Annotated in this window: 21 protein-coding genes; 8 read left to right on the top strand and 13 right to left on the bottom strand. The window is 64.0% G+C overall.

The window, feature by feature from the left end; translation table 11 throughout:
* Positions 1 to 14: 14 nt before the first annotated feature.
* The 4 genes from SB765_RS00595 to SB765_RS00580 form a co-directional block, all read right to left on the bottom strand.
* Positions 15 to 539: a gamma carbonic anhydrase family protein gene (locus tag SB765_RS00595; protein WP_341795645.1), complete on the bottom strand. Its 525-nt coding sequence runs from the start codon at positions 537 to 539 to the stop codon at positions 15 to 17.
* Between the two features lie 12 nt (positions 540 to 551).
* Complete coding sequence (locus SB765_RS00590; protein WP_341795646.1) at positions 552 to 1,742, bottom strand: CaiB/BaiF CoA transferase family protein; 1,191 nt, start codon at positions 1,740 to 1,742, stop codon at positions 552 to 554.
* 24 nt (positions 1,743 to 1,766) lie between these two features.
* Complete coding sequence (locus tag SB765_RS00585) at positions 1,767 to 2,696, bottom strand: hydroxymethylglutaryl-CoA lyase (protein WP_341795647.1); 930 nt, start codon at positions 2,694 to 2,696, stop codon at positions 1,767 to 1,769.
* Positions 2,697 to 2,794: 98 nt separating this feature from the next.
* Complete coding sequence (locus SB765_RS00580) at positions 2,795 to 3,706, bottom strand: LysR family transcriptional regulator (protein ID WP_341795648.1); 912 nt, start codon at positions 3,704 to 3,706, stop codon at positions 2,795 to 2,797.
* Positions 3,707 to 3,973: 267 nt separating this feature from the next.
* Here SB765_RS00580 and SB765_RS00575 point away from each other — a divergent pair, with 267 nt between their 5' ends.
* From SB765_RS00575 to SB765_RS00545, 7 genes are all read left to right on the top strand, one after another.
* The gene (locus SB765_RS00575) at positions 3,974 to 5,302 is read left to right on the top strand and encodes a hypothetical protein (protein ID WP_341795649.1); all 1,329 of its coding nucleotides are present in this window, start codon (positions 3,974 to 3,976) and stop codon (positions 5,300 to 5,302) included.
* A gap of 32 nt (positions 5,303 to 5,334) precedes the next feature.
* The gene (locus tag SB765_RS00570; RefSeq protein ID WP_341795650.1) at positions 5,335 to 7,566 is read left to right on the top strand and encodes an Ig-like domain-containing protein; all 2,232 of its coding nucleotides are present in this window, start codon (positions 5,335 to 5,337) and stop codon (positions 7,564 to 7,566) included.
* A 15-nt stretch (positions 7,567 to 7,581) separates the two neighbouring features.
* Positions 7,582 to 8,055: a curlin gene (locus tag SB765_RS00565; RefSeq protein ID WP_410930761.1), complete on the top strand. Its 474-nt coding sequence runs from the start codon at positions 7,582 to 7,584 to the stop codon at positions 8,053 to 8,055.
* Positions 8,056 to 8,071: 16 nt separating this feature from the next.
* Positions 8,072 to 9,517: a curlin gene (locus tag SB765_RS00560; RefSeq protein ID WP_410930760.1), complete on the top strand. Its 1,446-nt coding sequence runs from the start codon at positions 8,072 to 8,074 to the stop codon at positions 9,515 to 9,517.
* A 250-nt stretch (positions 9,518 to 9,767) separates the two neighbouring features.
* Positions 9,768 to 10,415 carry a DNA oxidative demethylase AlkB gene (gene alkB / locus SB765_RS00555; protein WP_341795652.1) on the top strand — a complete coding sequence of 216 codons (648 nt, stop codon included), beginning with the start codon at positions 9,768 to 9,770 and terminating at the stop codon, positions 10,413 to 10,415.
* Between the two features lie 166 nt (positions 10,416 to 10,581).
* Entirely contained in the window at positions 10,582 to 10,869 is a 288-nt protein-coding gene (locus tag SB765_RS00550) for a hypothetical protein (protein WP_028612962.1), read from the top strand.
* Between the two features lie 86 nt (positions 10,870 to 10,955).
* Complete coding sequence (locus SB765_RS00545) at positions 10,956 to 11,570, top strand: Yip1 family protein (RefSeq protein WP_016499858.1); 615 nt, start codon at positions 10,956 to 10,958, stop codon at positions 11,568 to 11,570.
* A 20-nt stretch (positions 11,571 to 11,590) separates the two neighbouring features.
* Here SB765_RS00545 and SB765_RS00540 read toward each other — a convergent pair whose 3' ends face one another.
* The 5 genes from SB765_RS00540 to SB765_RS00520 form a co-directional block, all read right to left on the bottom strand.
* Complete coding sequence (locus SB765_RS00540) at positions 11,591 to 11,851, bottom strand: DUF1652 domain-containing protein (protein ID WP_041167745.1); 261 nt, start codon at positions 11,849 to 11,851, stop codon at positions 11,591 to 11,593.
* Positions 11,852 to 12,037: 186 nt separating this feature from the next.
* Positions 12,038 to 12,541: a DNA-3-methyladenine glycosylase family protein gene (locus tag SB765_RS00535; RefSeq protein WP_410910683.1), complete on the bottom strand. Its 504-nt coding sequence runs from the start codon at positions 12,539 to 12,541 to the stop codon at positions 12,038 to 12,040.
* A gap of 77 nt (positions 12,542 to 12,618) precedes the next feature.
* Positions 12,619 to 13,506: a pirin family protein gene (locus tag SB765_RS00530; protein WP_410930759.1), complete on the bottom strand. Its 888-nt coding sequence runs from the start codon at positions 13,504 to 13,506 to the stop codon at positions 12,619 to 12,621.
* A 96-nt stretch (positions 13,507 to 13,602) separates the two neighbouring features.
* Positions 13,603 to 14,475, bottom strand: coding sequence for an alpha/beta fold hydrolase (locus SB765_RS00525; protein ID WP_410930758.1), 873 nt, complete (start codon positions 14,473 to 14,475; stop codon positions 13,603 to 13,605).
* Between the two features lie 21 nt (positions 14,476 to 14,496).
* The gene (locus tag SB765_RS00520) at positions 14,497 to 15,126 is read right to left on the bottom strand and encodes a LysE family translocator (protein ID WP_410910682.1); all 630 of its coding nucleotides are present in this window, start codon (positions 15,124 to 15,126) and stop codon (positions 14,497 to 14,499) included.
* Positions 15,127 to 15,250: 124 nt separating this feature from the next.
* On the opposite strand from SB765_RS00520, the gene SB765_RS00515 reads away from it, so the two are divergent.
* Positions 15,251 to 15,730, top strand: a complete 480-nt coding sequence (locus SB765_RS00515; RefSeq protein WP_016486745.1) for a GNAT family N-acetyltransferase — start codon at positions 15,251 to 15,253, stop codon at positions 15,728 to 15,730.
* Between the two features lie 165 nt (positions 15,731 to 15,895).
* Here SB765_RS00515 and SB765_RS00510 read toward each other — a convergent pair whose 3' ends face one another.
* The 4 genes from SB765_RS00510 to SB765_RS00495 form a co-directional block, all read right to left on the bottom strand.
* Complete coding sequence (locus SB765_RS00510) at positions 15,896 to 16,825, bottom strand: aliphatic sulfonate ABC transporter substrate-binding protein (RefSeq protein WP_410910681.1); 930 nt, start codon at positions 16,823 to 16,825, stop codon at positions 15,896 to 15,898.
* 3 nt (positions 16,826 to 16,828) lie between these two features.
* Complete coding sequence (gene mgrA, locus SB765_RS00505) at positions 16,829 to 17,872, bottom strand: L-glyceraldehyde 3-phosphate reductase (RefSeq protein ID WP_410930757.1); 1,044 nt, start codon at positions 17,870 to 17,872, stop codon at positions 16,829 to 16,831.
* A complete protein-coding gene (locus tag SB765_RS00500; protein WP_410930756.1) occupies positions 17,869 to 19,203 on the bottom strand; it encodes an LLM class flavin-dependent oxidoreductase in 1,335 nt (444 codons plus the stop codon). Before SB765_RS00500 ends, mgrA begins: the two co-directional genes overlap by 4 nt.
* A gap of 162 nt (positions 19,204 to 19,365) precedes the next feature.
* A complete protein-coding gene (locus tag SB765_RS00495) occupies positions 19,366 to 21,582 on the bottom strand; it encodes a TonB-dependent receptor (protein ID WP_341795659.1) in 2,217 nt (738 codons plus the stop codon).
* Positions 21,583 to 21,715 lie beyond the last annotated feature (133 nt).

Genomic DNA, 21,715 nt, shown 5'->3' with positions numbered 1-21,715 from the left:
TCGCCAGCGGGTTTTCAGCGGATACGGATCAGTTTTTCCTTGAAGCTCTGGCCTTTTGCGACGTACTCGACGGCGTTGCGCTGCATGCTGGCGATGGCTTCGGCCGTCAGTTCGCGCACCAGCTTGGCAGGCGCACCCAGGATCAGCGAGTTATCGGGGAACACCTTGCCTTCGGTGACGATGGCGCCAGCCCCGACCAGGCAGTTGTTGCCGATGACCGCGCCGTTGAGCACCACCGCCTGGATGCCGATCAGCGCACCATCACCGATGGTGCAGCCGTGCAGCATGGCCTGGTGGCCGATGGTGACGCCCTGCCCCACCGTCAACGCAAAGCCGGGGTCGGCATGCAGCACTGCGCCTTCCTGCACATTGCTGCGCTGGCCGATGCGGATCGGTTCGTTGTCGCCCCTTAGCACGGCCTGCGGCCATACGCTGACGCCTTGTTCGAGGGTTACGTCGCCGATCACGGTGGCATCCTCTGCCACGTACGCTTCCGGGTGCAGGTTGGGGGCCAGGGTGTCGTATTGGTAAATCGCCATCTCAAACCCTCCTCAAGCTGCGTCGTCGGTTTTCAGCACGCCGGCCGCGCACAGCTCGGCAATGTGCGCATCGCTGTAACCCAGTTCACGCATCACCTGGCGGGTGTGCTCGCCAATCCGTGCTATCGCACGGCGCGGCTGTAGGCGCTGCCCGTCCAGTGACAGCGGCAGCAACGGCATGGGTGTGTGGCTGCCGTCTTCCAGTTGCAGGTCGGCCATACCGCCGCTCTGCTGCAGGTGGGGGTCGTCGAACAACTCTTCCGGGCGGCGGATCGGCGCAAACGGGATGCCGTTGGCCTCCAGCTGCAGCGCCAGTTGCCCCGCATCCAGTGGCGCGAACACCTCGGCCAGGTGCGCCAGCAGCCGTGGCCGTTGCAACACACGGTCGTTGTTGCTGGCCAGTGTCGGGTCATCGAGCAAGGCGGTCTGCCCCAGCACCTGGCACAGCGCATGCCACTGCCCTTCGCCGGTGGCGGCGACAAACATCTGCTCGCCACCGGCGAAGGTGAACACGTCATAGATCGCCCAGGCACTGATGCGGTTTGGCATCGGCGCTGCAGCCTCGCCGGTGACTACGTACTGCTGCATGTGCTGGGCGGCCAGCAACACGCAGTTCTCGTACAGGGCACTTTGCACCTCGCGGCCGCTGCCGGTGGTGTGACGGTCGTTGAGCGCCGCCAGTACGCCAATGGCGCCGAACATGCCGCCCATGATGTCGTTCACCGAGCTGCCCGCACGCAACGGGCGGCCCACCGGCCCGGTCATGTAGGCCAGGCCGGCCATCATCTGCACCACCTCGTCCAGCGCCAGGCGGTTGTCATAGGGCCCGCTGAGAAAGCCTTTGTGCGAGGCATAGATCAGCCGCGGGTTGCGCTGGCGCAGCGCGGCGTAGCCCAGGCCCAGCTTGTGCATCCGACCAGGTTTGAAGTTTTCGATAAACACGTCGGCAGTGTCGATCAGTTGCAGCACGGCCTCGCGGCCCTCGGCCGATTCGACATCCACCGCGATGCATTGCTTGTTACGGTTGAAGGTGCGGAAGAAGCCCGCCCCCGCGCCCAGCAGCCGGCGCGTGCCGTCGCCGCGCACAGGTTCGATCTTGATCACTTCGGCGCCAAGGTCGCCGAGGATCATCCCGCAGGTCGGGCCCATCACCATGTGGGAAATTTCGACGACACGGATGCCGTCCAAGGGAAGTCTGGACATCGTGGTATTCCTCGTTCAGGCAGGTCAGGCGTGGCCGGCAGCGTCGGCGAAGTTCAGCGGTAAACCGGCGCGGGCGATGCAGCCGTAAAGAGGCTCGCCCGGCAGCGCCTCGCTCAGCACCTGGCGCGACTCGATCAGTGCAGGCAGGTTGATACCGGTGGCGTAGCCCATGCTCTGCAGCATGAACACCAAGTCTTCGGTGACGGTATTGCCCGACGCGCCCGGGGCGAACGGGCAGCCCCCCAGGCCAGCCAGGGAGGCGTCCAGCTCGCGAATACCCTGCTGTACAGCGACCAGGCTGTTGGCCAGGGCGAGGCCACGGGTGTCATGGAAGTGCGCGGCCTTGAGGCGGTCACCGGCAATCGCCCGCACCGCCTGGAGCACCGTTGCCACCTGGCCCGGGTTGGCGTAGCCAGTGGTGTCACCCAGCGAGACAAGGTCGCAACCGGCTTCGATCACCTGGCGGGTCAGTGCGCAAAGGTCGGCCAGCGGCACCTCACCCTGGCGCGTGCAGCCAAAAGCGACCGACATGCCGGCAATGACCTGCACCTCATGCAGGCCCATTTCAGTACGCACTTGGCACATGCGCCCCAGTTCCTCGACCATTTCCATGGGCGTGCGGCGCACGTTGGCCAGGCTGTGCGCCATGCTGACCGATACCGGGGCGACGATGCGATGGGCGCCAGACTCAAGTGCGTCCCTGGCGCCGCGCAGGTTCGGGGCCAACACGGTTACCTGCAGGCCCGGGTATGTGAGGGCGTGGGCCACCACCTCGCGGGCATCGGCCATTTGCGGCAGCAAGCGTGGCGGTACGAACGAAGCAACCTCCATGTGGCGCACGCCAGCGGCGTAGGCGGCGTCGATCCAGCGGCGTTTGGCGGCGGTTGGCAGGGTTGTCTGCAGGCTCTGCAGGCCATCGCGCATGCCGACTTCGTTGATTGTTATTGTTGTCATCACGATCTCTCTGTCTGAAGCGTTGCGCCAGACTAAGAGCTGAATGACGGGCAGAAAAGACGTGTTTCACGGGCTGATCCATCGTCAGCCACGATGGATCAGCCGGCGACCTGCCAGGCCGGTGCACGCAGCAACAGGTGGTCCAGCAGGCGCCGTGCGGACAGCGACAGCGTGTGCCGGTCGCGCATGCAGATGACGAACTCGCCAAGCGCCCAGTCGTCCGTCAGCGGGATGACCCGCAGGTCGAACAATGCCGCATAGCGGGCCACGGCCTCTTGCGGGAACACCGCCAGGCCAAGCCCGAATTGCACCAGGCGGTATGCCGCGTCAAACGACGACACGTACGAACGAAAACGCAATTCTTTGCCGGCCTGTTCGGCGCTTTTACGCATGAAGGCGTTCAAGGTGGCGAAGGCCGACAGGCCCAGGTGGTCGTAACCCAGGGTTTCCTCGAAAGCAATCTGGCTGCGGCCGGCCAACGGGTGATCAGCAGCAACGACAACGGCCAGGTGATCCTGCCGGTACGCTACGAACTCCAGGTCACCCACCGCCATGGATTTGCGGCAGATGCCGAGGTCTGCATTGCCCTCGGCCACACCACGAACGACATCGGTGCTGAAGCGCTCCTCGATATCGGCCTGAATCAGTGGATTCTCCAGCATGAACGCCGTCAGTTCCTCGGGCAGGAACTCCATGATCGACGACACATTGGCCAGCACCCGCACATGGCCGCGCGCGCCTTCGGCGTATTCGCTCAGCTCGCTGTCCAGGCGTTCCATGGCGCGGGTCATTTCCCGGGCATGGCGCAGCAGGGCCAGGCCCGCTGGGGTGGGCTCCACGCCACGCTTGCTGCGCTTGAGCAAGGCGGTGCCAAAGCGCGCCTCGATGTCTGAAATACGTTTGCTGACAGCGGAGGGCGCCATGAACGCGCGCTCGCCAGCGCGGGCGATGGTGCCTTCTTCGCAGACGACGATGAACAGGTTCAGGGAAAGGTGGTCGAGGGGTTGCATCGCTTGGCTCGGCAGGGGAATGGGACCGCCGATGCAATGTAGCAAAACCGCATTTGCTTCGAAAACCGGGTTTAAATTACCTGCCCCCAATCCCCAACCTTGGGGGAACGCAGCCCACTGCCAGCTGCTCGCAAAATGCTCCGCTGAAAGGCCCGCTCCCTTGCCGCACAAGGGCTGCAACGTTATTTCCAGATTGTGGCACAGCTCTTGCCGATCTCCTCCCAGACGCCCCAAGTCCATGGGCCCGTTTGCAGGAGGAATTGACTCATGCACCGACCGATACCCCACCCGCTGGCAGTGGCGATTTTCGCCGGCATGCTCCAGCTCCCGGCGCAGGCTGCCTTGAATGCTGTCGATCCGGGCGCCTACGTGCCCGCCAACGGCGGCTTCCCCGCCTGGTACCAGGACAGTCACGGTCGTACCCTCGACCTGTGCCTGACCAAGGCGGTCAGCTCCAGGGTTGCCGGCGCACCCGGCGCACCGTCTTACATGTGCACGCTGCTGCCCACGCCCGGCGTGTTCGACGATACCCAACCCATCGTCTTCCCCACCAACTTCCCTGACGAAGCGTTCTGGTTCACCGCCGACGCTGCCATCGTCGACGTCGCGCGTGGCATCGACCTCAGCTACGGCACCGCGATCGAAGCGGCATTCGCCGCCGAAGAACCGGTCGAGGGTGACCAGGTCAGCTTCGCCCGGGTACGTATCCGGGTCGATGTCCCCACCGCTGGCACCTACGTGGTCACCCACCCCTATGGCGTGGAAGTGTTCGATGTCCCCGCCGCAGGGCGTAGGGCGATCAACATGACCCGCGACATCGGCATTGCCGGGGCAGGCGATTTCACCGGTGCGCTGAAAGGCGATGTCGGGCCGTTCCTGCGCAGTGTCAACGGCCCTTATACCGAAGGCAACGAACGCTTCGTCGGCGACCCGAACCTTGAAGAGCGAGTAACCGGCAGCCCCTTCAACACCAATTTCGTGCGCATCGAAGGCCCTGGCGGCATCGACCTGCGCACCGAACTGTTCGCGATCTCGGGCAAGCTTTCCGAAGTGGCCCTGCCAACCCCGCTGATGCCTCAGCGCAGCACCTACTCACGCCACACCGAGAACGGCGACCTGCGTGCCCAGCAAGACATCTTCGTGATGGCCCCACCGCCACCGGCCAGCGTCACCCTGACCAGCCAGACGCCCAACCTGAGCCTGACCGAGGCCAACGCCACTGGCGCCTGGTACGCCCAGTCGGCCCTCAACCCGGCGGCCGGTACCATCGTGACCCTGACCGCCGACAACAGCGTGGCCATCCCGACCAGCAGCCTGACCACCCGCAACGTGCCGCTGACTGACCTGGTCACCATCACCCAGGCCCAGTACCGCCTGTCCACCGGCGAGCTGACCCTGGTGGCCAGCACCAGCGACGAAACCACCCCGCCAGTGCTCACCGCCCATACCGGCAACGGCACGTTGATCGGCAACCTGGGCGGCACCGGCGCCGTGAAGACGTTGAGCATGTCCTTCTCGCCCATCCCGCCGGCCAAGGTGCAGGTCACCAGTGCCAATGGCGGTAGCGACACCGAAGACGTGGTGCTGGTGCCATGAACAGACAAAGGCTCAGCCTTCAAGGAGGCCGCATGAACACTTGGTCGCGCCGTGCGCTGTTCGCCGCCGGTTTTTCCCTCACCGTTACCAGCGCCGCCTTTGCCGCGTTGTCTGATGTCGACCCGGGGCCCTACACCTTCGCCACGGGCGGCTACCCGATGTGGTACAAGGACAGCCTCAACCAGTCCCTGGAACTGTGCCAGTCACGTGCCACCAGCACCCGCGCGCCAGGCGCACCAGGGGCGCCGGCCTACATGTGCACCTTGCTGCCCGAGCCCGGTATCTATGACGACGCCCTGCCGCTGGTATTTCCAGATAACTGGCCACCAGAGATGTTCTGGTTCCTGGCCGAAACCTCGATACCACAAGTGGGCAACAGCGGTTATGAGCTGGAGGTCTACGTTGCGGGTATAGAGGCAGCCTTCGCTGCTGAAAACCCGGTAGACGGTGATCAGCAAAGTTTCGCCCGCATCCGTATCCGCGCTTCGGTTCCACGCACCGGTACCTACACCATCACGCATCCTTACGGGGTGGAAACGGTCAACGTGACCACGGCAGGTCGCCGAGCGATCAACATTACCCGGGACATAGGCATTGGCGCTCCGGGCAACTTCCAGGGGGCGCTGGCGGGTGCGATCGGCCCTTGGCTGAAGGGGGTTGGCGGGCCTTATACCGAGGTCAATCCTGACACTGGCTCCACCGAAACCTACATCGGTGACCCCAACATCACCGAAGCGGTAACCGGTAGCCCGTTCAATACCAACTTCGTACGCATTGATGGGCCCGCCGGCATCATCCAGACCAACGCATTCACAGTCTCTGGCAAGGTGCTGGACCAACGTGCGCAGACCCCGGTAACCCTGGAGCGCGCCACCTACTCACGCAATGCCACCGGCACCCGTACGGAAGTATTCGCCAAGGCGCCCATAGAGGCCAGCTTGTGCATGCGCAATGGCCTGGCATTGGTCGGCACCCCGCCTTCACCGTGCCAGTTCACACTCACCGCCGACAACAACGGGCTGTTCTTCCATCAACAGTTCGGCCAGGACGCACCACCTGCAATCGTGGTGGTGACCGCCAGCAACAATATTGGCGGCACCCAGCCAACCGCACTGTCCAGCAAGCTGACCGACGTGGTCAAGGTCAGCACCGCGCGCTACGACTGGGCCAACAAGCGCCTGCTGATCGAGGCCAGGTCCAGTGACGAAGTTGCTATCCCCGACATGCTCGCCCAGGGCTACGGCCGCCTGTCGAAATCCGGCACGCTGCAAAGCATCACAGTCAACGACGTGGCACAACCGCCAGCTACCGTCACGGTCAAGTCTGCCCATGGTGGTACTGACGTGGAACCCGTGATCGTGGTCGGCAACGCACCCGTCGAGGCGGCCAACCAGCCACCGCTGGCCCAGGCAGATGTCGGCAGCACCAGCGTTGGTGTGCCGATCACCCTCAACCTGCTGCAAAACGACAGCGACCCGGACGGCAATGTGCCGCTGACCCTCAGTGACCTCACCCAGCCGGGTACCGGCCTGGGCGGTGTGGTGCTCAACGGTACCACCTCGGTCACTTACACCCCGCCAGTCGGCGCTACGCAACCATTGGTGGCCACCTTCAGCTACCGGGCGGTGGATGCCAAGGGCCTGAAATCGGAACCGGCCACGGTCACCATCAATGTGGCGCCTAACCGGCCACCGGTCGCCAACCCGGAAACCGTCGCCACCCTGGGTGTGCCATTGACCATCAACGTGCTGGCCAACGACACCGATCCGGAAGGCAATGTGCCGCTGGCTGTTGCTGCCGTCACCCAACCGGCTGCCGGCCGCGGCACGGTCAGCACCGACGGCGCCACCGTGACCTATACCCCACCGGCCACGGTTACGGCGGCCTTCACCACCACCTTCACCTACCAGGCACGTGACTCGCTGGGGGCGTTGTCCACCCCGGGTACGGTCACCGTCAACGTGTCGCCACGGCCCGCCGCCGAAACTTTCGCGGTCACGGCAGCCACCGTCACGGCGCGCTCCAACAACCGTTACAACTGGGACATCAGCGGTACTTCGTCGGTAACCACGGGCAACGTTGTCACCGTCCGGGTCACCACCACCACCGGGGTGCAGACGTTGGGCACGGCCACGGTGCCAGTGACTGGGCGCTGGCGGCTGGCAGTGAGCAACAGCACCACGATCATCCCGACCGCCGCGCCGACGGCAACCATCACCACCAGCCCGGGTACCACCCGCACCGTCAATGTGGTTGTGCAGTAAAGGCGGGGAAACGCCATGAAACGCTTGTATCCACTGCTGTTCAGCCTGGCCCTGGCGGGCCAGGCCAGCTGGGCCGACGACCTGATGGACAATGCCGACCTCGCGCCCGGCAACGACCTCGGTGAACCGGTGATCATCCGCCTGCTGCCGGTCGGTGCCGGCCAGGCTGCGGTGATCGAGCAGCAGGGGTCAGGCAACCGCGCCGCGCTCGACCAGAACGGTCAGGCCCTGCTGGGCCGTATCGTCCAGTCTGGCGGTGCGCAGGAAGCTTTCATCTTGCAGGAAGGCAGTGACCTGATGGCCAGCATCAGCCAACAGGGAAATGGCAACAGCGCGTCGATCCGCCAGAGCGGCAGCAGCAACAGCGCAGCCATCGAGCAGATCGGCAACGACAACAGCGCCAGCATCGTGCAGTCCGGCTCGGGCCTCAACAGCTCCGTGACCCAGACCGGCAATGGCCAGCATGTTCAGATCACCCAATATCGATAGACCTGGAGGCACCACCATGTACAAGCTCGCCCCTTTAAGTGCCGCTATCGTCCTGGCCCTCGTAGGTCAGGCCATGGCTGCTGACAGCACCTCGTCCCAGACCCAGGACGGCAAGGAAAACATCGCCGAAGTCTCGCAGACCCAAGCATCCTTCGCCTCGGCCACCCAGAACCAGACGGGCAAGGGCCACAACCATATGGCGGTGCAGACCGAGAGCACCAGCGATATCCAGCAGAGCGCCACCGGCCAGTACAACGCCGGCTACGCCGAGCAACTGTTCGAGAACGGCAGCAAGATCACCCAGCGTGCCGGGGGCAGCTACAACGATGCCTTCGCCAGCCAGTCGGTAGGGCTGAACAACGAATCGCTGCAAACCCAGCAAGGTGTCGGCAACAAATCCACCGTGTGGCAGGACACCCAGGAAGGCAGCAAAGCCACCACCTGGCAATCCGGCCAGCGCAACGAAGCCTTCATTGAGCAGACCTTCGGTGGCACCAACAACCGCAGTACCGTCAACCAGACCGGCCAGGACAACTACGCCGCCGCCGAGCACTTGAACCACGTCGATGGCGACATCCAGGTGTACCAGGATGGCCACGACAACTGGGCCTACGGCGACCAGCGCGAAGGCACCGGTGGCACCATTGGCATTGGCCAGTACGGTGGCGGCAACTCGGTGGAAGTGTGGCAGGACACCCAGGTCGGTAGCCAGGCCTCCGTGGTGCAGACCGGCCAGACTAACGAAGGCTATATCGACCAGAGCTTCGGTGCGGCCAACAAGGTCAGCCTGTCGCAGCAAGGCAATGCCAACGCCAGCTGGTCGGACCAGTTCGAGACCAACAACGCCACCGCCACCATCACCCAGACCGGCAACAACAACCTGTTTTTCACCTATCAGAATGGTGAAAACCTCAACCTGACCATCAACACCAAGGGCAATGGCAACAGCATCACCGCCAGCAACTGGAAAGGCGCCAAGATGGGCGGCCAGTTCGGTATCAACCAGAACGCCACCATCAACCAGAACGGCAATGGCAACGGCGTCAACCTGACCCAGAAAGGCGCTGACCAAGTGGCCACGCTAAACCAGACCGGTAAAGGCAACCAGATGTCGACCAAGCAGGACGACGTCAACAACGAGCTGTATTTCGAGCAGAACGGCACCGACAACATCCTGATCGCCGACCAGCGCGGTACCGACAACTATGCCTACGGCAACAGCCAGGGCACCGGTAACTCCATCACCCTGGACCAGTCCGGCTACAGCAACCAGAGCTATACCAACCAGCTGTACGGTAGCGGCAACGAAGCCACCATCAAACAGACTGACAGCATCAACGTCGCCTACGTGACCCAGGGAGGCCAGGGCAACAAGGCGTTCGTCGACCAGAGCGGTATCGCCCAAACCGCCACCATCACCCAGCTGGGCAGCGCGAACCTGGCCACTGTGACCCAGAAGTAAACCTCTCCCCCCTTGAATCGCGGCACTCCTCTCCCTGGTGCCGCGGTTCCTTTTTCGCTCACACCCTATGCAACTTCTCATTCTGCCGGGTATATGCATTCCCAGTAGGAGCAGCCTTGTGCTGCGAAAGGGCCTGCAGCACCGGCACATCTTTGGGAGGCATACCGGCCTCTTCGCAGCACAAGGCTGCTCCTACAGGGATTGCGATTGCAGGGATACAATGTCCAATCCCTCGAACCTGTGCGATGCCATGATCCAGTCCGACCTAGACCTGTTCGGCCACCAGCCGCAGCGCCTGGCCAGCCACACCCTACTGCTGCCCGGTTTCGCCCTGGCAGAAACCGAGGCCCTGCTCGATGCCCTGCGCCCGGTGCTGCGTGCAGCGCCCTTTCGGCACATGCACACGCCGGGTGGCCTGCGCATGGCTGTAGGCCTGACCAACTGCGGTACGCTGGGTTGGGTGAGTGACGAACACGGTTACCGCTACAGCCCCAGCGATCCGCTCAGCGGCAAGCCCTGGCCCGCGCTGCCCCCGGTGCTGCTCGCCCTCGCCACCCGCGCTGCGGCCCTGGCCGGCTTCGAGGGTTTCGTGCCGGATGCCTGCCTGGTCAACCATTACCTGCCAGGCACACGCCTGAGCCTGCACCAAGACCGCGACGAGCAAGACTTCGGCCAGCCGATCGTGTCGGTATCGCTGGGCCTCCCGGCGGTGTTCCTGTTCGGCGGCCTGCAGCGCGCCGACAAGGCCCGTCGCATCCCGCTGAGCCACGGCGATGTGTTGGTCTGGGGTGGTGAGGACCGCTTGCGCTTTCATGGCGTGCTGCCTATAAAACCTGGCGTGCATCCGCGCATGGGCGAGCGGCGGATCAACCTGACCTTGCGCAAGGCCGGCCCCTGAACAGGCCTGCCTTCTGCCACCCGGGGCAAACAAGATGAATGCACATGAAACACGTTGAACATCTTGGCCAGGCAAGCTTCAAACATTAAGCCGCCTTCTTTTGCCTGGAGCCTGCCATGCCGAACCCGCCCTGCCCTTCAAGCCGTTGCGATGGAGCCACGTACCGATGAAGATGCCTGGCCGCGCACCCAATGCCTCGCTGCAGCTCGATTACGTACGCGACACCCTGTTCGGCCCGGTGGCGCAAAGCGTGGAATGCCAGTGCCAGCTCGCCGCCCTCAACCTGCAGGGCAGACCGGGGCTGCGCCTGCACATCTGCCCGCCACTGCCTGACAAGGTCGACCGTGCTCATAGCGTGGCCTTTGTCTGGGATGGGCGCAGTTACCACGGCGTAGTCCGCGACAAGGGCAAGTGCGGCGATGGCGGCCTGAACCTGCTACTGGAACTGCAATAAGCCGATCAACGGCGGCCAAACCGGCTGAACCGGCCCGGCGCGGCGTATCTCCATAGCAAAAGGGCCCGTGCCTGCCGGAGAACGCCATGAACAGTCCATTACTCAAGCTCTTCACCCACCCCGCCGACGCCTGGCTGGATATCCGCCGGGCCGAAGAGGACCACCCACAGCAATACCTGCCGCGCCTGCTGGCCCTGGCATTGATACCCGCTGTGTGCCTGTTTGTCGGTACTACCACCTTCGGCTGGAGCCTCGCAGCCGAGGAGCGGGTACGCCTGAGCATGGGCAGCGCCGCGCAACTGGCAGGGCTGCTGTATGCCACTACCGTCGTGGGCGTGATGCTGATGGGGGTGATGATACGTTGGATGTCGCGAGGGTTCGATGCGCAGCCCAGCCTCAACCAATGCATTGGTTTTGCCGCCTACTGTGCCACGCCGTGGTTCTTTGCCGGCGTGGTCGGGCTGGTGCCGATCCGCTGGCTGGCCTTCGCCGCACTACTCGCCGCCTCGGCTTATGCCAGCGTATTGCTGTATGGCGGGTTGCAGACATTCCTGCGGTTGAAGAAGGAACAGGCGATGCTGTTTGCGACATGCGTCTGGGGTGTGGGGCTTCTACTCTTGGTGACCATGCTGGTGGCAATGATCCTGTTCTGGTTCAACGGCCTGATGCCGGAATACGTACGCCCGGCCAGCCTGGGCTGACCGGGGCACGACGGGCGCACTCAGGCAATCGACCTGATTCGCGCCGGGCGGCTGTCACGCAGCGCGTGCAGCTGCCCCACCAGGTGGACCAGATCACGGCAGCTGTTAAGGCTTTGCAGCGGGACCCCGTTCAAGGTCACGCCCTCGTCCAGACTCTGACCCTGACCCAGGCGGATGGTCAGGTTGGCGCCATCCAGGCAGCTGACTTCACAGCGATCAGGCAAGCAGGCCTGCTCGATCATCTGCCGCATTTCCAGCATCGAAACTCCTATCAACGACATGGTACGACCCTCTCTGTGCGATGGCCTGTTGTGAGTGAGTACGCCTTTATCGGGCGGGGCGCCAATTGATATTGCGCATGCCCGGGCAGGCGTCCATGCGCGGGGGCAATGATCATGCGGGGAATCCTCTAGCACCTTAGTGGAAGATTGCAGGCATGGGCCGAGTGTTCGGATGCATTGGCCGACTTAACGACGAGCGGTCCCTGCCGACCCCAGCGATGCCCACAGGTGCTGCGCCGCGTAGGCCCGCCACGGTCGCCAGGCCAGCGCCCGTTCGACCAGTTTCGCGTCATCGCCCTCAAGCAGGCGCAATGCCTTGATCAACGCCACATCGCCCAACGGCAAGGCATCAGCAGCGCCGGCCTGGCGCAGCGCCAGGTAGTGCGCACTCCACGGCCCAATGCCTTTTAGCCGGCACAGGTTGCGCAGCAGCTCATCCAGCGCTTGGCCGCGACGCAGCAACCCGGGTTCAGCCAGTAGTGCATTGGCCAAGGTGCCGAGGGTGATGGCGCGCGCTCGCGGCATGCCCATGTCTTCGAACTGCGCATTGGCCAATGCCGGCAAAGCCGGGAACACATGGCTCAGGCCCGCGACCGGCAGACGCAGCGCTGTGCCGTGACGTTGTACCAGCCGGCCGGCCAGGGTCATGGCGCCGGCCACGCTGATTTGCTGGCCCAGCACAGTACGCATGGCTTGTTCGCAGGCATCCCAGCCTTGGGGCACACGAAAGCCGGGGGCGCTTCGCACCCCAGCTTTTCAGCCAAGACTCAGTGCTGAGCACCTTCGCGCTCATCCTGCATCTGCCCGAACCGCCCGGCATGGAAATAGTCGAACGACTCGGCAATCTCCGCCTGGCTGTTCATCACGAAAGGGCCATAGCCGACAATCGGCTCATCGATCGGCTCGCCACTGAGCAGCAGCACACTGGCACCTTCCAACGCCTCGACGGTGACATCCTCACCCTGACGGTCCAGCAGGACCAGGCTGGACGGGCCCGCTTCACGCTCGCCGTTGATTCGCACGTTACCGCGCAGCACCACCAGCGCAGCGTTTCGACCGGCAGCAACTGGCAGCTGCAAGGACGCGCCGGCATTCAGCCGCAGGTCCCACACATCCATGGCGGTAAAGGTCCGGGCAGGCCCCTGGTGCCCACGGTAGTCACCGGCAATCACCCGCAAGCTACCGGCGTCTCCATCCAGCGCCACCACCGGGATATCGCTGCCCAGCAGCGTCTGATAACCGGCGGCTGCACGCTTGTCACGCGCTGGCAAATTGACCCACAGCTGGACCATTTCCAGCGTACCGCCACTGCGGGCAAAGGACGGGGAATGAAACTCTTCATGGATGATGCCGTTGGCGGCGGTCATCCACTGCACATCACCTGGCCCGATCAGGCCGCCAGCGCCCGTGGAGTCACGGTGCTCCAGCTCACCCTGGTAGACGATGGTCACGGTCTCGAAACCGCGGTGCGGGTGCTGTCCAACGCCGCGCCGCGCAGTGGTCGGGGTGAAGTCATGGGGGCCAGCGTAGTCCAGCAGCAGGAACGGGCTGATCCGGCTGGCCAGGTTGTCGTAAGTGAACAGGCTGCGAACGGGAAAGCCATCACCTACCCAATGGGCGTGTGGGCTGCGGTGGATACCCAGAATGTTTTTCATGAGAAGGCTCCTCTCTTGGCTGGGATAACCTTATCAATGATACCAATCAGGCGGTAGACGGGTTATTCGGCATGCATCGTTCCACCTATGGAACAGTCAACCCTGCAAGAAAGCGAGCACCTGCTCGGCCGCCATGGCCGGGTCCTCCTGCATGAAGCAGTGCCCACCGGCAACTTGCCGGGCGGTTACATGCCGGTTGAGCCCCGCCAGGCGGTTCACCGAATGTGGCACGAAGGGATAAGTCTGTTCGCCATACAGAATCCGTGTCGGCGTGCTGATCGCTGCAAGGCGCGCCCACATGCGTTTGGGGAATGAACTGAAGATTTCCACTTCCCGGCTGGGCCGGCACTTGAGCACCACTGCATCGCCACAATCGCCGATGGCGTGTTCGACATAAGCCTGCAGCGCCGCATCGGTCCAGCCCTTGAAGATGCCCCGCCCTTGCAGCGAGGCCAGCGCTGCCTCGCGATCAGGCCAATGGCTGCGGCGGCTGGCGGCCTTGCGCGCCAGAGCATGACGCCGGTGCAGGCCAACCAGTGCTGCCGCGCCCATCACACCCAGCATGCGACGGCTGAACAACACGGGGTCAAGCAACACCCCACGCTCGAACAGCGCAGGTTCAGCGGCCAGGATCAGGCCCGTAAGCACGCCGCCAAAGCTGTGTCCCACGGCAAACCGCGGCACATCGCCGTACTCGCCACGCCCGGCCTGAAAGGCTTCCACTGCCAGCTCGGCAGTGCGGTTCCACCCCCGAAACACGCCACCATGGTCAGTGTCGCCATGCCCCTGGACGTCGCAAAGCCACAGGTCGAAATGTTCGCCCAGGCGCATCAGCAGCGGTTGGTAGGCCAGGCAACAGAAGCCATTGCCGTGCAAAAAATGCAGCAACGGCTTGCCACTGGCCGGGGTTCGCCAACCCCGCAGGGTAAAACCTTCGGCGCATTCATGGGACCAGGGGATCAACTGCATCGGCTTGCTGTACTCGCGGGGCTAGGAAAACGCCGATTCTACAAACAGCAGCGGGTAGAGGGAAATCACCAGCAACAAGGCCATCAGGACATTGAACAGCATCAGCCAGCGCGGGTTTTGCAATATGTTGCGCAGGGCGCTGCCAAACATGACCCACACACCGACGCTGGGCAGGTTGACCAGGGCGAACAAGGCGGCGATCACGATCACGTTGGTCACATAGCCTTGCGCCGGTGTGTAGGTGGTAATCGCACCCACCGCCATCACCCAGGCCTTGGGGTTGACCCACTGGAACGCCGCCGCACCCCAGAAACCAAGGGGTTTACGGACGCTGGACGAGGCCGTGCCAACCGGCCCGGCAGTGGCGATCTTCCAGGCCAGATACAGCAGGTAGGCGGCCCCGGTGTAGCGCAGTACCGTGTACAGCGGTGGCCAGGCCTTGAATACCTCACCCAGGCCCAGGCCGACGGCCAGCACCATGACCATGAAACCGACACTGATGCCCAGGGCGTGAGGGATGGAGCGACGCACGCCGAAGTTCACCCCCGAGGCCAGCAGCATGGTGTTGTTGGGGCCGGGGGTGATGGAGGATACGAAGGCAAACAGCACGAAAGCGGTCAGCAGGTCGGCAGAGGCAAGCATGGCGGGCATTCCACTTTCGTTATAGGTGCTGTCACACTAACGGAGTCGCCCACTCCAGCGACCGATACAGTTATATTAAATTATTTAGATACACATCACTGTACCGCTAACCCGGACCAAGGAAGCCGTCACCATGAGCCTCACCATTCGCCCTGCCGTTCGCACCGATGCCGAGCAGATCCTGGCCTTCATCACCGAACTGGCCGAGTACGAGCGCGCCCGCCACGAGGTGGTCGCCACTCTTGCCGACATCGAGCACAGCCTGTTCGACGAGGGGAGCACGGTGCGTAGCCTGATGTGCGAACGCGATGGCCGGGCAGTCGGTTTTGCCGTGTATTTCTACAGCTACTCGACCTGGCTTGGGCGCAACGGTATTTACCTGGAAGACCTGTACGTCACGCCTGAACAGCGTGGCGACGGTGCTGGCCGGCAACTGCTGCGACATATTGCCCGTGAGGCAGTGGCGAACAATTGCGGGCGCCTGGAATGGAGCGTGCTGGACTGGAACGAGCCGGCGATCGGCTTCTATCAGAAGCTGGGGGCCGAGGCGCAGGATGAGTGGGTGCGCTACCGGCTGGATGGCGAGAAGCTGGCGGCATTCGCCCGCGGGTGACCGCCGGGTTTACGCGGTCATTTGTAGGAGCGGCCTTGTGCCGCGAACGGGCTGCGAAGCGGCCCCAGGTTTCTGCGCATATGCACACATTGCCGGGGCTGCTATGCAGCCCGATCGCGGCACAAGGCCGCTCCTACAGGGACCGATGTGAGCCCGAAGGTAAAGTTACTGCCGCCGCCACACTGCCCCGGCAATATCGACCCGCTTGGGCACTACCTTGTTGTCGAAGAACAGCTGCGCCGTACGCTGCTGCGCCGCCACGATCTCATCACTTACCGGCAACACCGGTGACGCCGGCCGGTGGCTGAAACTGCGCTTTACCACTTCTTCTGGCAAGCCCATGAACTGTGCCAGCAAGCGGATGCTCCCAGCCTGGTCGCTGCGGGTAAGTGCCTCGGCCCGGCTGATTTCTTCCAGCAATTGCCCGACAAAGGCGCCATGGGCTTCGACATAGGTGCGTGAACCCAGCATGAATGGCCCGATCAGCCCCAGCCCTTGGCCGTCGGCCAGCAGCCGCGCCTTGCCCTCCAGGTCGATAGCCGAGTAGAACGGGTCCCAGATTGCCCAGGCGTCCACGCTGCCCCGCTCGAAAGCCGCCCGGGCATCGGCAGGTGCCAGGTACACCGGCTGAACATCGCCAATGCTCAGCCCGGCCTTGGCCAGGGCACGCAACAGCAGGTTGTGCGCGCTGGAGCCCTTCTGCAGGGCAATGCGCTTGCCCTTGAGTTCACCCACAGCGCTGATCGGGCTGTCTTTCGGCACCAGGATCACTTCAGCCTGGGGCTTGGGCGGCTCGGCACCGATGTACAACAGGTCGGCGCCGGCGGCCTGGGCAAAGATCGGCGGAATGTCACCGGTCGAGCCGATATCGAGGCTGCCGATGTTCAACGCTTCAAGCATCTGCGGGCCGGCGGGGAACTCGATCCATTGCACGCGCGTATTGGTAAAACGTTGCTCCAGCAGCTGATGCTGCTTGGCCAGCACCAGGCTGATCGAGCCCTTCTGGTAGCCAATACGCAAGGTAGCCGGGTCTGCGGCCTGGGCCGCGCTGGCCAGGGCCAGCAACACCAGCATGGCAAGGCGTAGCATGCGCATGGGTCACTCCTTCCAGTCGGTCGAGGGTTTTTCCCACAGGTTGATCCCCCCTTCCACGGCGTACTGGTCGATGGCGGCCAGCTCTTCGGCGGTAAAGGCCAGGTTGTCGAGCGCGGCCACATTCTCGGTGATCTGCTCGGGCCGGCTGGCGCCGATCAGCGCAGAGCTCACCCGTGGGTCGCGCAGGGTCCAGGCCAGCGCCAGTTGGGCCAGGCTCTGGCCACGCTGACGGGCAATCTCATTCAGAGCGCGTGCGCGGGCGATGTTGGCTTCCGACAAATGCTGGGGTAGCAGCGAGCCGCCACCTGCACGGTTCACACGGGCATCAGCCGGGATGCCATTGAGGTATTTATCGCTGAGCAGGCCCTGGGCCAGCGCAGTGAACACGATCACCCCGGCGCCCAGGGCATCGGTGGTGTCGAGCAGGTCCCGTTCGATCCAACGGTTGAACAGGTTGTACGACGGCTGGTGGATCAGCAGCGGCACCTTCAACGCTTGCAGCAACGCCGCAATTTCCGAGGTCTTGCCGGCCGAATAGGACGAGATGCCGATGTACAGCGCCTTGCCCTGGCGCACGATGTCGGCCAGTGCGATGGCCGTTTCTTCCAGTGGGGTGTCGGCATCGAAACGGTGCGAATAGAAGATGTCGACGTAATCCAGACCCAGGCGCGCCAGGCTCTGGTCCAGGCTGGCGATGAGGTACTTGCGCGAGCTGCCGCCCTGCCCGTAAGGTCCCGGCCACATGTCCCAGCCGGCCTTGCTGGAAATGATCAGCTCGTCGCGGTAGCTGCGCAGGTCCTCGCGCAGCAGCCGGCCGAAGTTGGTCTCGGCACTGCCATAGGGCGGGCCGTAGTTGTTGGCCAGGTCAAAATGGTTGATACCGGCATCGAACGCCGTGTGCAGCAAGGCGCGCTGGGTGGTGATGGGCGTGGCATCGCCAAAGTTGTGCCACAGGCCCAGGGACAGGGCCGGCAGCACCAGGCCGCTGCGACCGACGCGACGGTAAGGCATGCGCGCATAGCGCTCGGGGTTGGCGGTGTAGCTCATGGTTGGCCTCGTTCGGCAAAGTATGGGTTGGCTGGGCGTTGCAGGCCCAGATGCTCGCGAAGGGTGTGGCCCTGGTACTGACGGCGGAACAGGCCGCGACGCTGCAGCTCGGGCACCACGTGCACAGCGAAGTCTTGCAGGCCCAGGGGCAGGTGCGGCACCAGCACGTTGAAGCCATCGGCGGCGCCGCCTTCGAACCAGGCTTGCAGCTCCTCGGCGATCTGCGTCGGGGTACCCACCAGGCTGTAGTGCCCTCGCCCACCGGCGATGCGTCGCCCCAGCTGGGCCAGGGTCAGCTGTTCGTTGCCGGCCAGTTCGGTCAGCAGTTGCTGGCGGCTGCGCTGGCCATCCTCAGTGGGCGGCAACTCTGGGAGCGGGCCATCCAGCGGGTAGCCGGAAAGGTCGAAGTTGCCGAGCATGCGCCCGAGCAAGCCAACGCCGACACGCGGGTCGACCAGCGCCTGAAACTGTTCGTACTTGTCCTCGGCCTGCGCCTGGCTTTGCCCCACCACCACGAACACGCCGGGCATGATCTTCAGCGAATCCTCATCTCGCCCGTGGCGGGCCAGGCGACCCTTGAGGTCGGTGTAAAAAGCCTGTGCGCGGGCCAGACTCGGCTGGGCGGTGAACACCACCTCGGCACTTTGTGCGGCCAGCTCGCGGCCGGTTTCGGACGAGCCGGCCTGCACCAGCACCGGTCGCCCCTGTGGCGAGCGGGCAACATTGAGCGGACCTTTGACGCGAAAGTGCTCGCCCACATGGTCGAGGGCACGCACGGCATGCGGGTGGTGGAACAGGCCACTGGCCTTGTCGCGCAAGAACGCGTCATCGGCCCAGCTGTCCCAAAGCCCTTGCACCACCTGCTGGAATTCACGGGCGCGGGCGTAACGCTCGGCATGCGGGATATGCGCCTGCCGGCCAAAGTTGCCGGCCTCAGCGGCAGCGTCGGAGGTGACCAGGTTCCAGCCGGCACGGCCTGCGGACAGGTGATCCAGCGAGGCGAACTTGCGTGCCACATGGTAAGGCTCGTTGTAGCTGGTGGTGGCGGTGGCGATCAGGCCGATGCGGTCGGTGACTGCACTCAGCGCCGACAACAGGGTCAGTGGTTCGTAGTACACCGAGCGGGCACTGTGGCTGGCCAGGGGGTCGTTGGGGGCGGCGACGCTGTCGGCGACGAACAAGGCATCGAAGCACGCGGCTTCGGCGATTTGTGCGGTGCGCTTGTAGGTGGCGAAATCCAGCGGGTCGGCCGGTACCTCCGGGTGGCGCCAGGCGGCCACGTGGTGACCGGTCGCCATGAGGAAGGCGCCCAGATTCATTTGGCGGGGCATTGAGATCTCCTTTAAAACCAGGTCGCTTTTTGTAGGAGCGGCCTTGTGTCGCGATCGGGCCGCAAAGCGGCCCCGGCGATTTAAGTGGCGAAGCTGAAATCTGGGGCCGCTGTGCGGCCCGATCGCGACACAAGGCCGCTCCTACAGGGATCGTGCGCAGGCTTAGAAATCCTTGCGCAGTTGTACGCCGAAGTAGCGCCCGTCATCCCGCGGTACTGAGCGGTAGATGTAGTCGCCGCCACTGGCCAGCATCTGCGCATACGATTTGTCGCCCAGGTTCTTGCCCAACAGGGCTACGCGCCAGCCGTCGTTGTAGTCGGCCAGGGCAATGCTGGCGTTCCAGATGCCATAGGCGCCCTGCACGGTGTCCGGATTCTGGTCGAGGCTGAACTGCACGGCGTCCTGCCAGCTGTAGTCGCTACTCAGTTCCACATCCAGGCCGTTGTCCAGCGGGATCACGTAATCGGCGCGCAGGTAGGTCTTCCAGTCCGGCGTGAACGGCAGGCGGCCGCCATCGATGTTGCAGTTGGCCGCCGCACCCGCCGGGCAGTTGAAGTGATCGACACGGGCCTTGGTGTAGGCCACGGCCGTCGACAGCTTCAGCCGCGAGGTGGCCTGGAAGCTGGCATCCAGCTCCACACCCTGGGTCTTGACCTTGCCGGCATTCACCAGGCGGGTTACCACCTGGTTGGCCACGGTGTCGAAGAAGTTGGCCTGGTAGTTGTCGTAGTCGGTGTGGAACACAGCCAGGTTGGCGGTCAGGCGATTGTCCAGCGCCGTGCTTTTCAAGCCGATTTCGTAGGCATCCGAAGTTTCGGGCTTGAGTGCCCCGGTGTCGCGCGGCTGCATGTTGAAGAACACGTTGTAGGCCGGCCCTTTATAGCCGCGCGAATAGGTGACGTAGCCCGTCAGGTTGTCGTTGAAGTCGTATTGCAAGCCGGTCCGCCCGCTCCAGCCGTCCTCGTCCACCGAGCCGGAACTCGCAGTCGAGGGCTGGATACCGGTCACTGCGGTGGCCGAGGTGGAGACCCGGCGGTGGTCGTACTCAAGGTCGTCGTGGGTCCAGCGCAGGCCGAAAATGGCGCGCAAGTCATCGGTGAAGTTGAAGGTGTTCTCACCGAACAGCGCGACACTGTCGTTGGTGGTGGAATAGTCGGCGCGGCCAGTGTTGGCCACGCCGCCATTGACCGACAGGCGCTGGTAGGTCTCGCTGGACGTGCCATGCATGTAGAAGGCGCCCAGCACGTATTCGTTGAACTGCCCTTTGGGCGACGTCAGGCGAAACTCCTGGCTGTACTGGTCATAGTCCACCGTGCCCTTGTCATGGGACGCCGTCACCGGCAGCAAGGCGCGGCGGTCGCCGTCCTGGTACTGGGTATTGTCCCAACCCCGCCAGGCGCTGATCGATGTCAGGGTGTAGTCGCCCAGCTGCCAGTCCAGCTGGGCCGAGAGCCCTTGGTTCTCGTCTTCGACGTGGGTTTTGAAGTCGCTGTTGATGTCGCGGTTGTGGGCGCTTGGCGTCACCGGGCGCAACTGGCTGGCGAATGCGGCGCTGGCGCTGGTGATCACGCCGCTGGGCAAGGTGTCCTCGCCCTTCATGTAGTCGGCAATCAGGGTCAGGCGCACGTCTTCGTTGGGCTCGAACTCCAGCTTGCCGCGGGCGCCTTTGCGTTCGTAACCATTGACGTCGTGGCCATTGGCAACGTTTTCGACATTGCCATCGTAGTCGCCCCACAAGGTGCTCAACGACCCCTTGAACTGCTCGCTCAGGCGCCCGCCAATACCAAAGCGCAGGCGGTTCTCGTCGCCACCGCCAAAGTGCGAATAGTCCACATAGCCCTGGGTCTGCTCGGGGATGGCCTTGCTGACCACGTTGAGTACACCCGCCGAGGCGTTCTTGCCAAACAGGGTGCCCTGCGGCCCGCGCAGTACCTCGATGCGTTCAAGGTCGAGCAGGTCGAGGGTGGACTGGCCCGGGCGGCCGAACACCACGCCGTCGACCACCGTCGCCACGGTTGGCTCGACGCCGGGCGAGGTCGAAATGGTGCCCACGCCGCGGATGAACAACGAAGTGTCCTTGTTCGAGGCGCCGGCGCGGTAATTGAGGGTAGGCACCTGCTGGACGATGCTGGCAACGTTGTTGCGGTTGTCTCGCTCCAACTGTTCGCCATCGATCACCGACACTGCCACCGGCACTTCCTGCAGCGTAGCTTCGCGGCGCGTGGCGGTCACGGTGACGGCGCCCAATGCAGTGGCCTGCGGAGCCGCTGCTTCGGCCGGCTCGGCTGCCTGGGCAGCTTGGCCAAAAGCGGCCAGCAGGATGGCTGCGGCCAGCGGCCGACGTTGCGTAGCGGGGAATGGTGTACGGCTTTTCTGCATGGTGCTCACTGCCTCGGGAAACCAGACCAGGCCCCTTCAGGCGGGGCCGACACGGAGTTGCTGTGGTTGTCTGGTCTCGCTCGTGCGAGTGGCAGGCGCTTGCCAACAGCTGCGCTTGTTAGCGCTAACATCC

This window comes from Pseudomonas sp. SIMBA_067 (genome assembly GCF_046534675.1).
GTDB classification, from domain to species: domain Bacteria; phylum Pseudomonadota; class Gammaproteobacteria; order Pseudomonadales; family Pseudomonadaceae; genus Aquipseudomonas; species Aquipseudomonas putida.
This window is presented reverse-complemented; position numbering and strand designations above follow the sequence as displayed.

Coding starts and splice junctions, on each gene's coding strand:
- SB765_RS00595 (WP_341795645.1), bottom strand. CDS start 539: ATGGCGATTTACCAATACGACACCCTGGCCCCCAACCTGCACCCGGAA.
- SB765_RS00590 (WP_341795646.1), bottom strand. CDS start 1,742: ATGTCCAGACTTCCCTTGGACGGCATCCGTGTCGTCGAAATTTCCCAC.
- SB765_RS00585 (WP_341795647.1), bottom strand. CDS start 2,696: ATGACAACAATAACAATCAACGAAGTCGGCATGCGCGATGGCCTGCAG.
- SB765_RS00580 (WP_341795648.1), bottom strand. CDS start 3,706: ATGCAACCCCTCGACCACCTTTCCCTGAACCTGTTCATCGTCGTCTGC.
- SB765_RS00575 (WP_341795649.1), top strand. CDS start 3,974: ATGCACCGACCGATACCCCACCCGCTGGCAGTGGCGATTTTCGCCGGC.
- SB765_RS00570 (WP_341795650.1), top strand. CDS start 5,335: ATGAACACTTGGTCGCGCCGTGCGCTGTTCGCCGCCGGTTTTTCCCTC.
- SB765_RS00565 (WP_410930761.1), top strand. CDS start 7,582: ATGAAACGCTTGTATCCACTGCTGTTCAGCCTGGCCCTGGCGGGCCAG.
- SB765_RS00560 (WP_410930760.1), top strand. CDS start 8,072: ATGTACAAGCTCGCCCCTTTAAGTGCCGCTATCGTCCTGGCCCTCGTA.
- alkB (WP_341795652.1), top strand. CDS start 9,768: ATGATCCAGTCCGACCTAGACCTGTTCGGCCACCAGCCGCAGCGCCTG.
- SB765_RS00550 (WP_028612962.1), top strand. CDS start 10,582: ATGAAGATGCCTGGCCGCGCACCCAATGCCTCGCTGCAGCTCGATTAC.
- SB765_RS00545 (WP_016499858.1), top strand. CDS start 10,956: ATGAACAGTCCATTACTCAAGCTCTTCACCCACCCCGCCGACGCCTGG.
- SB765_RS00540 (WP_041167745.1), bottom strand. CDS start 11,851: ATGTCGTTGATAGGAGTTTCGATGCTGGAAATGCGGCAGATGATCGAG.
- SB765_RS00535 (WP_410910683.1), bottom strand. CDS start 12,541: ATGCGTACTGTGCTGGGCCAGCAAATCAGCGTGGCCGGCGCCATGACC.
- SB765_RS00530 (WP_410930759.1), bottom strand. CDS start 13,506: ATGAAAAACATTCTGGGTATCCACCGCAGCCCACACGCCCATTGGGTA.
- SB765_RS00525 (WP_410930758.1), bottom strand. CDS start 14,475: ATGCAGTTGATCCCCTGGTCCCATGAATGCGCCGAAGGTTTTACCCTG.
- SB765_RS00520 (WP_410910682.1), bottom strand. CDS start 15,126: ATGCCCGCCATGCTTGCCTCTGCCGACCTGCTGACCGCTTTCGTGCTG.
- SB765_RS00515 (WP_016486745.1), top strand. CDS start 15,251: ATGAGCCTCACCATTCGCCCTGCCGTTCGCACCGATGCCGAGCAGATC.
- SB765_RS00510 (WP_410910681.1), bottom strand. CDS start 16,825: ATGCGCATGCTACGCCTTGCCATGCTGGTGTTGCTGGCCCTGGCCAGC.
- mgrA (WP_410930757.1), bottom strand. CDS start 17,872: ATGAGCTACACCGCCAACCCCGAGCGCTATGCGCGCATGCCTTACCGT.
- SB765_RS00500 (WP_410930756.1), bottom strand. CDS start 19,203: ATGCCCCGCCAAATGAATCTGGGCGCCTTCCTCATGGCGACCGGTCAC.
- SB765_RS00495 (WP_341795659.1), bottom strand. CDS start 21,582: ATGCAGAAAAGCCGTACACCATTCCCCGCTACGCAACGTCGGCCGCTG.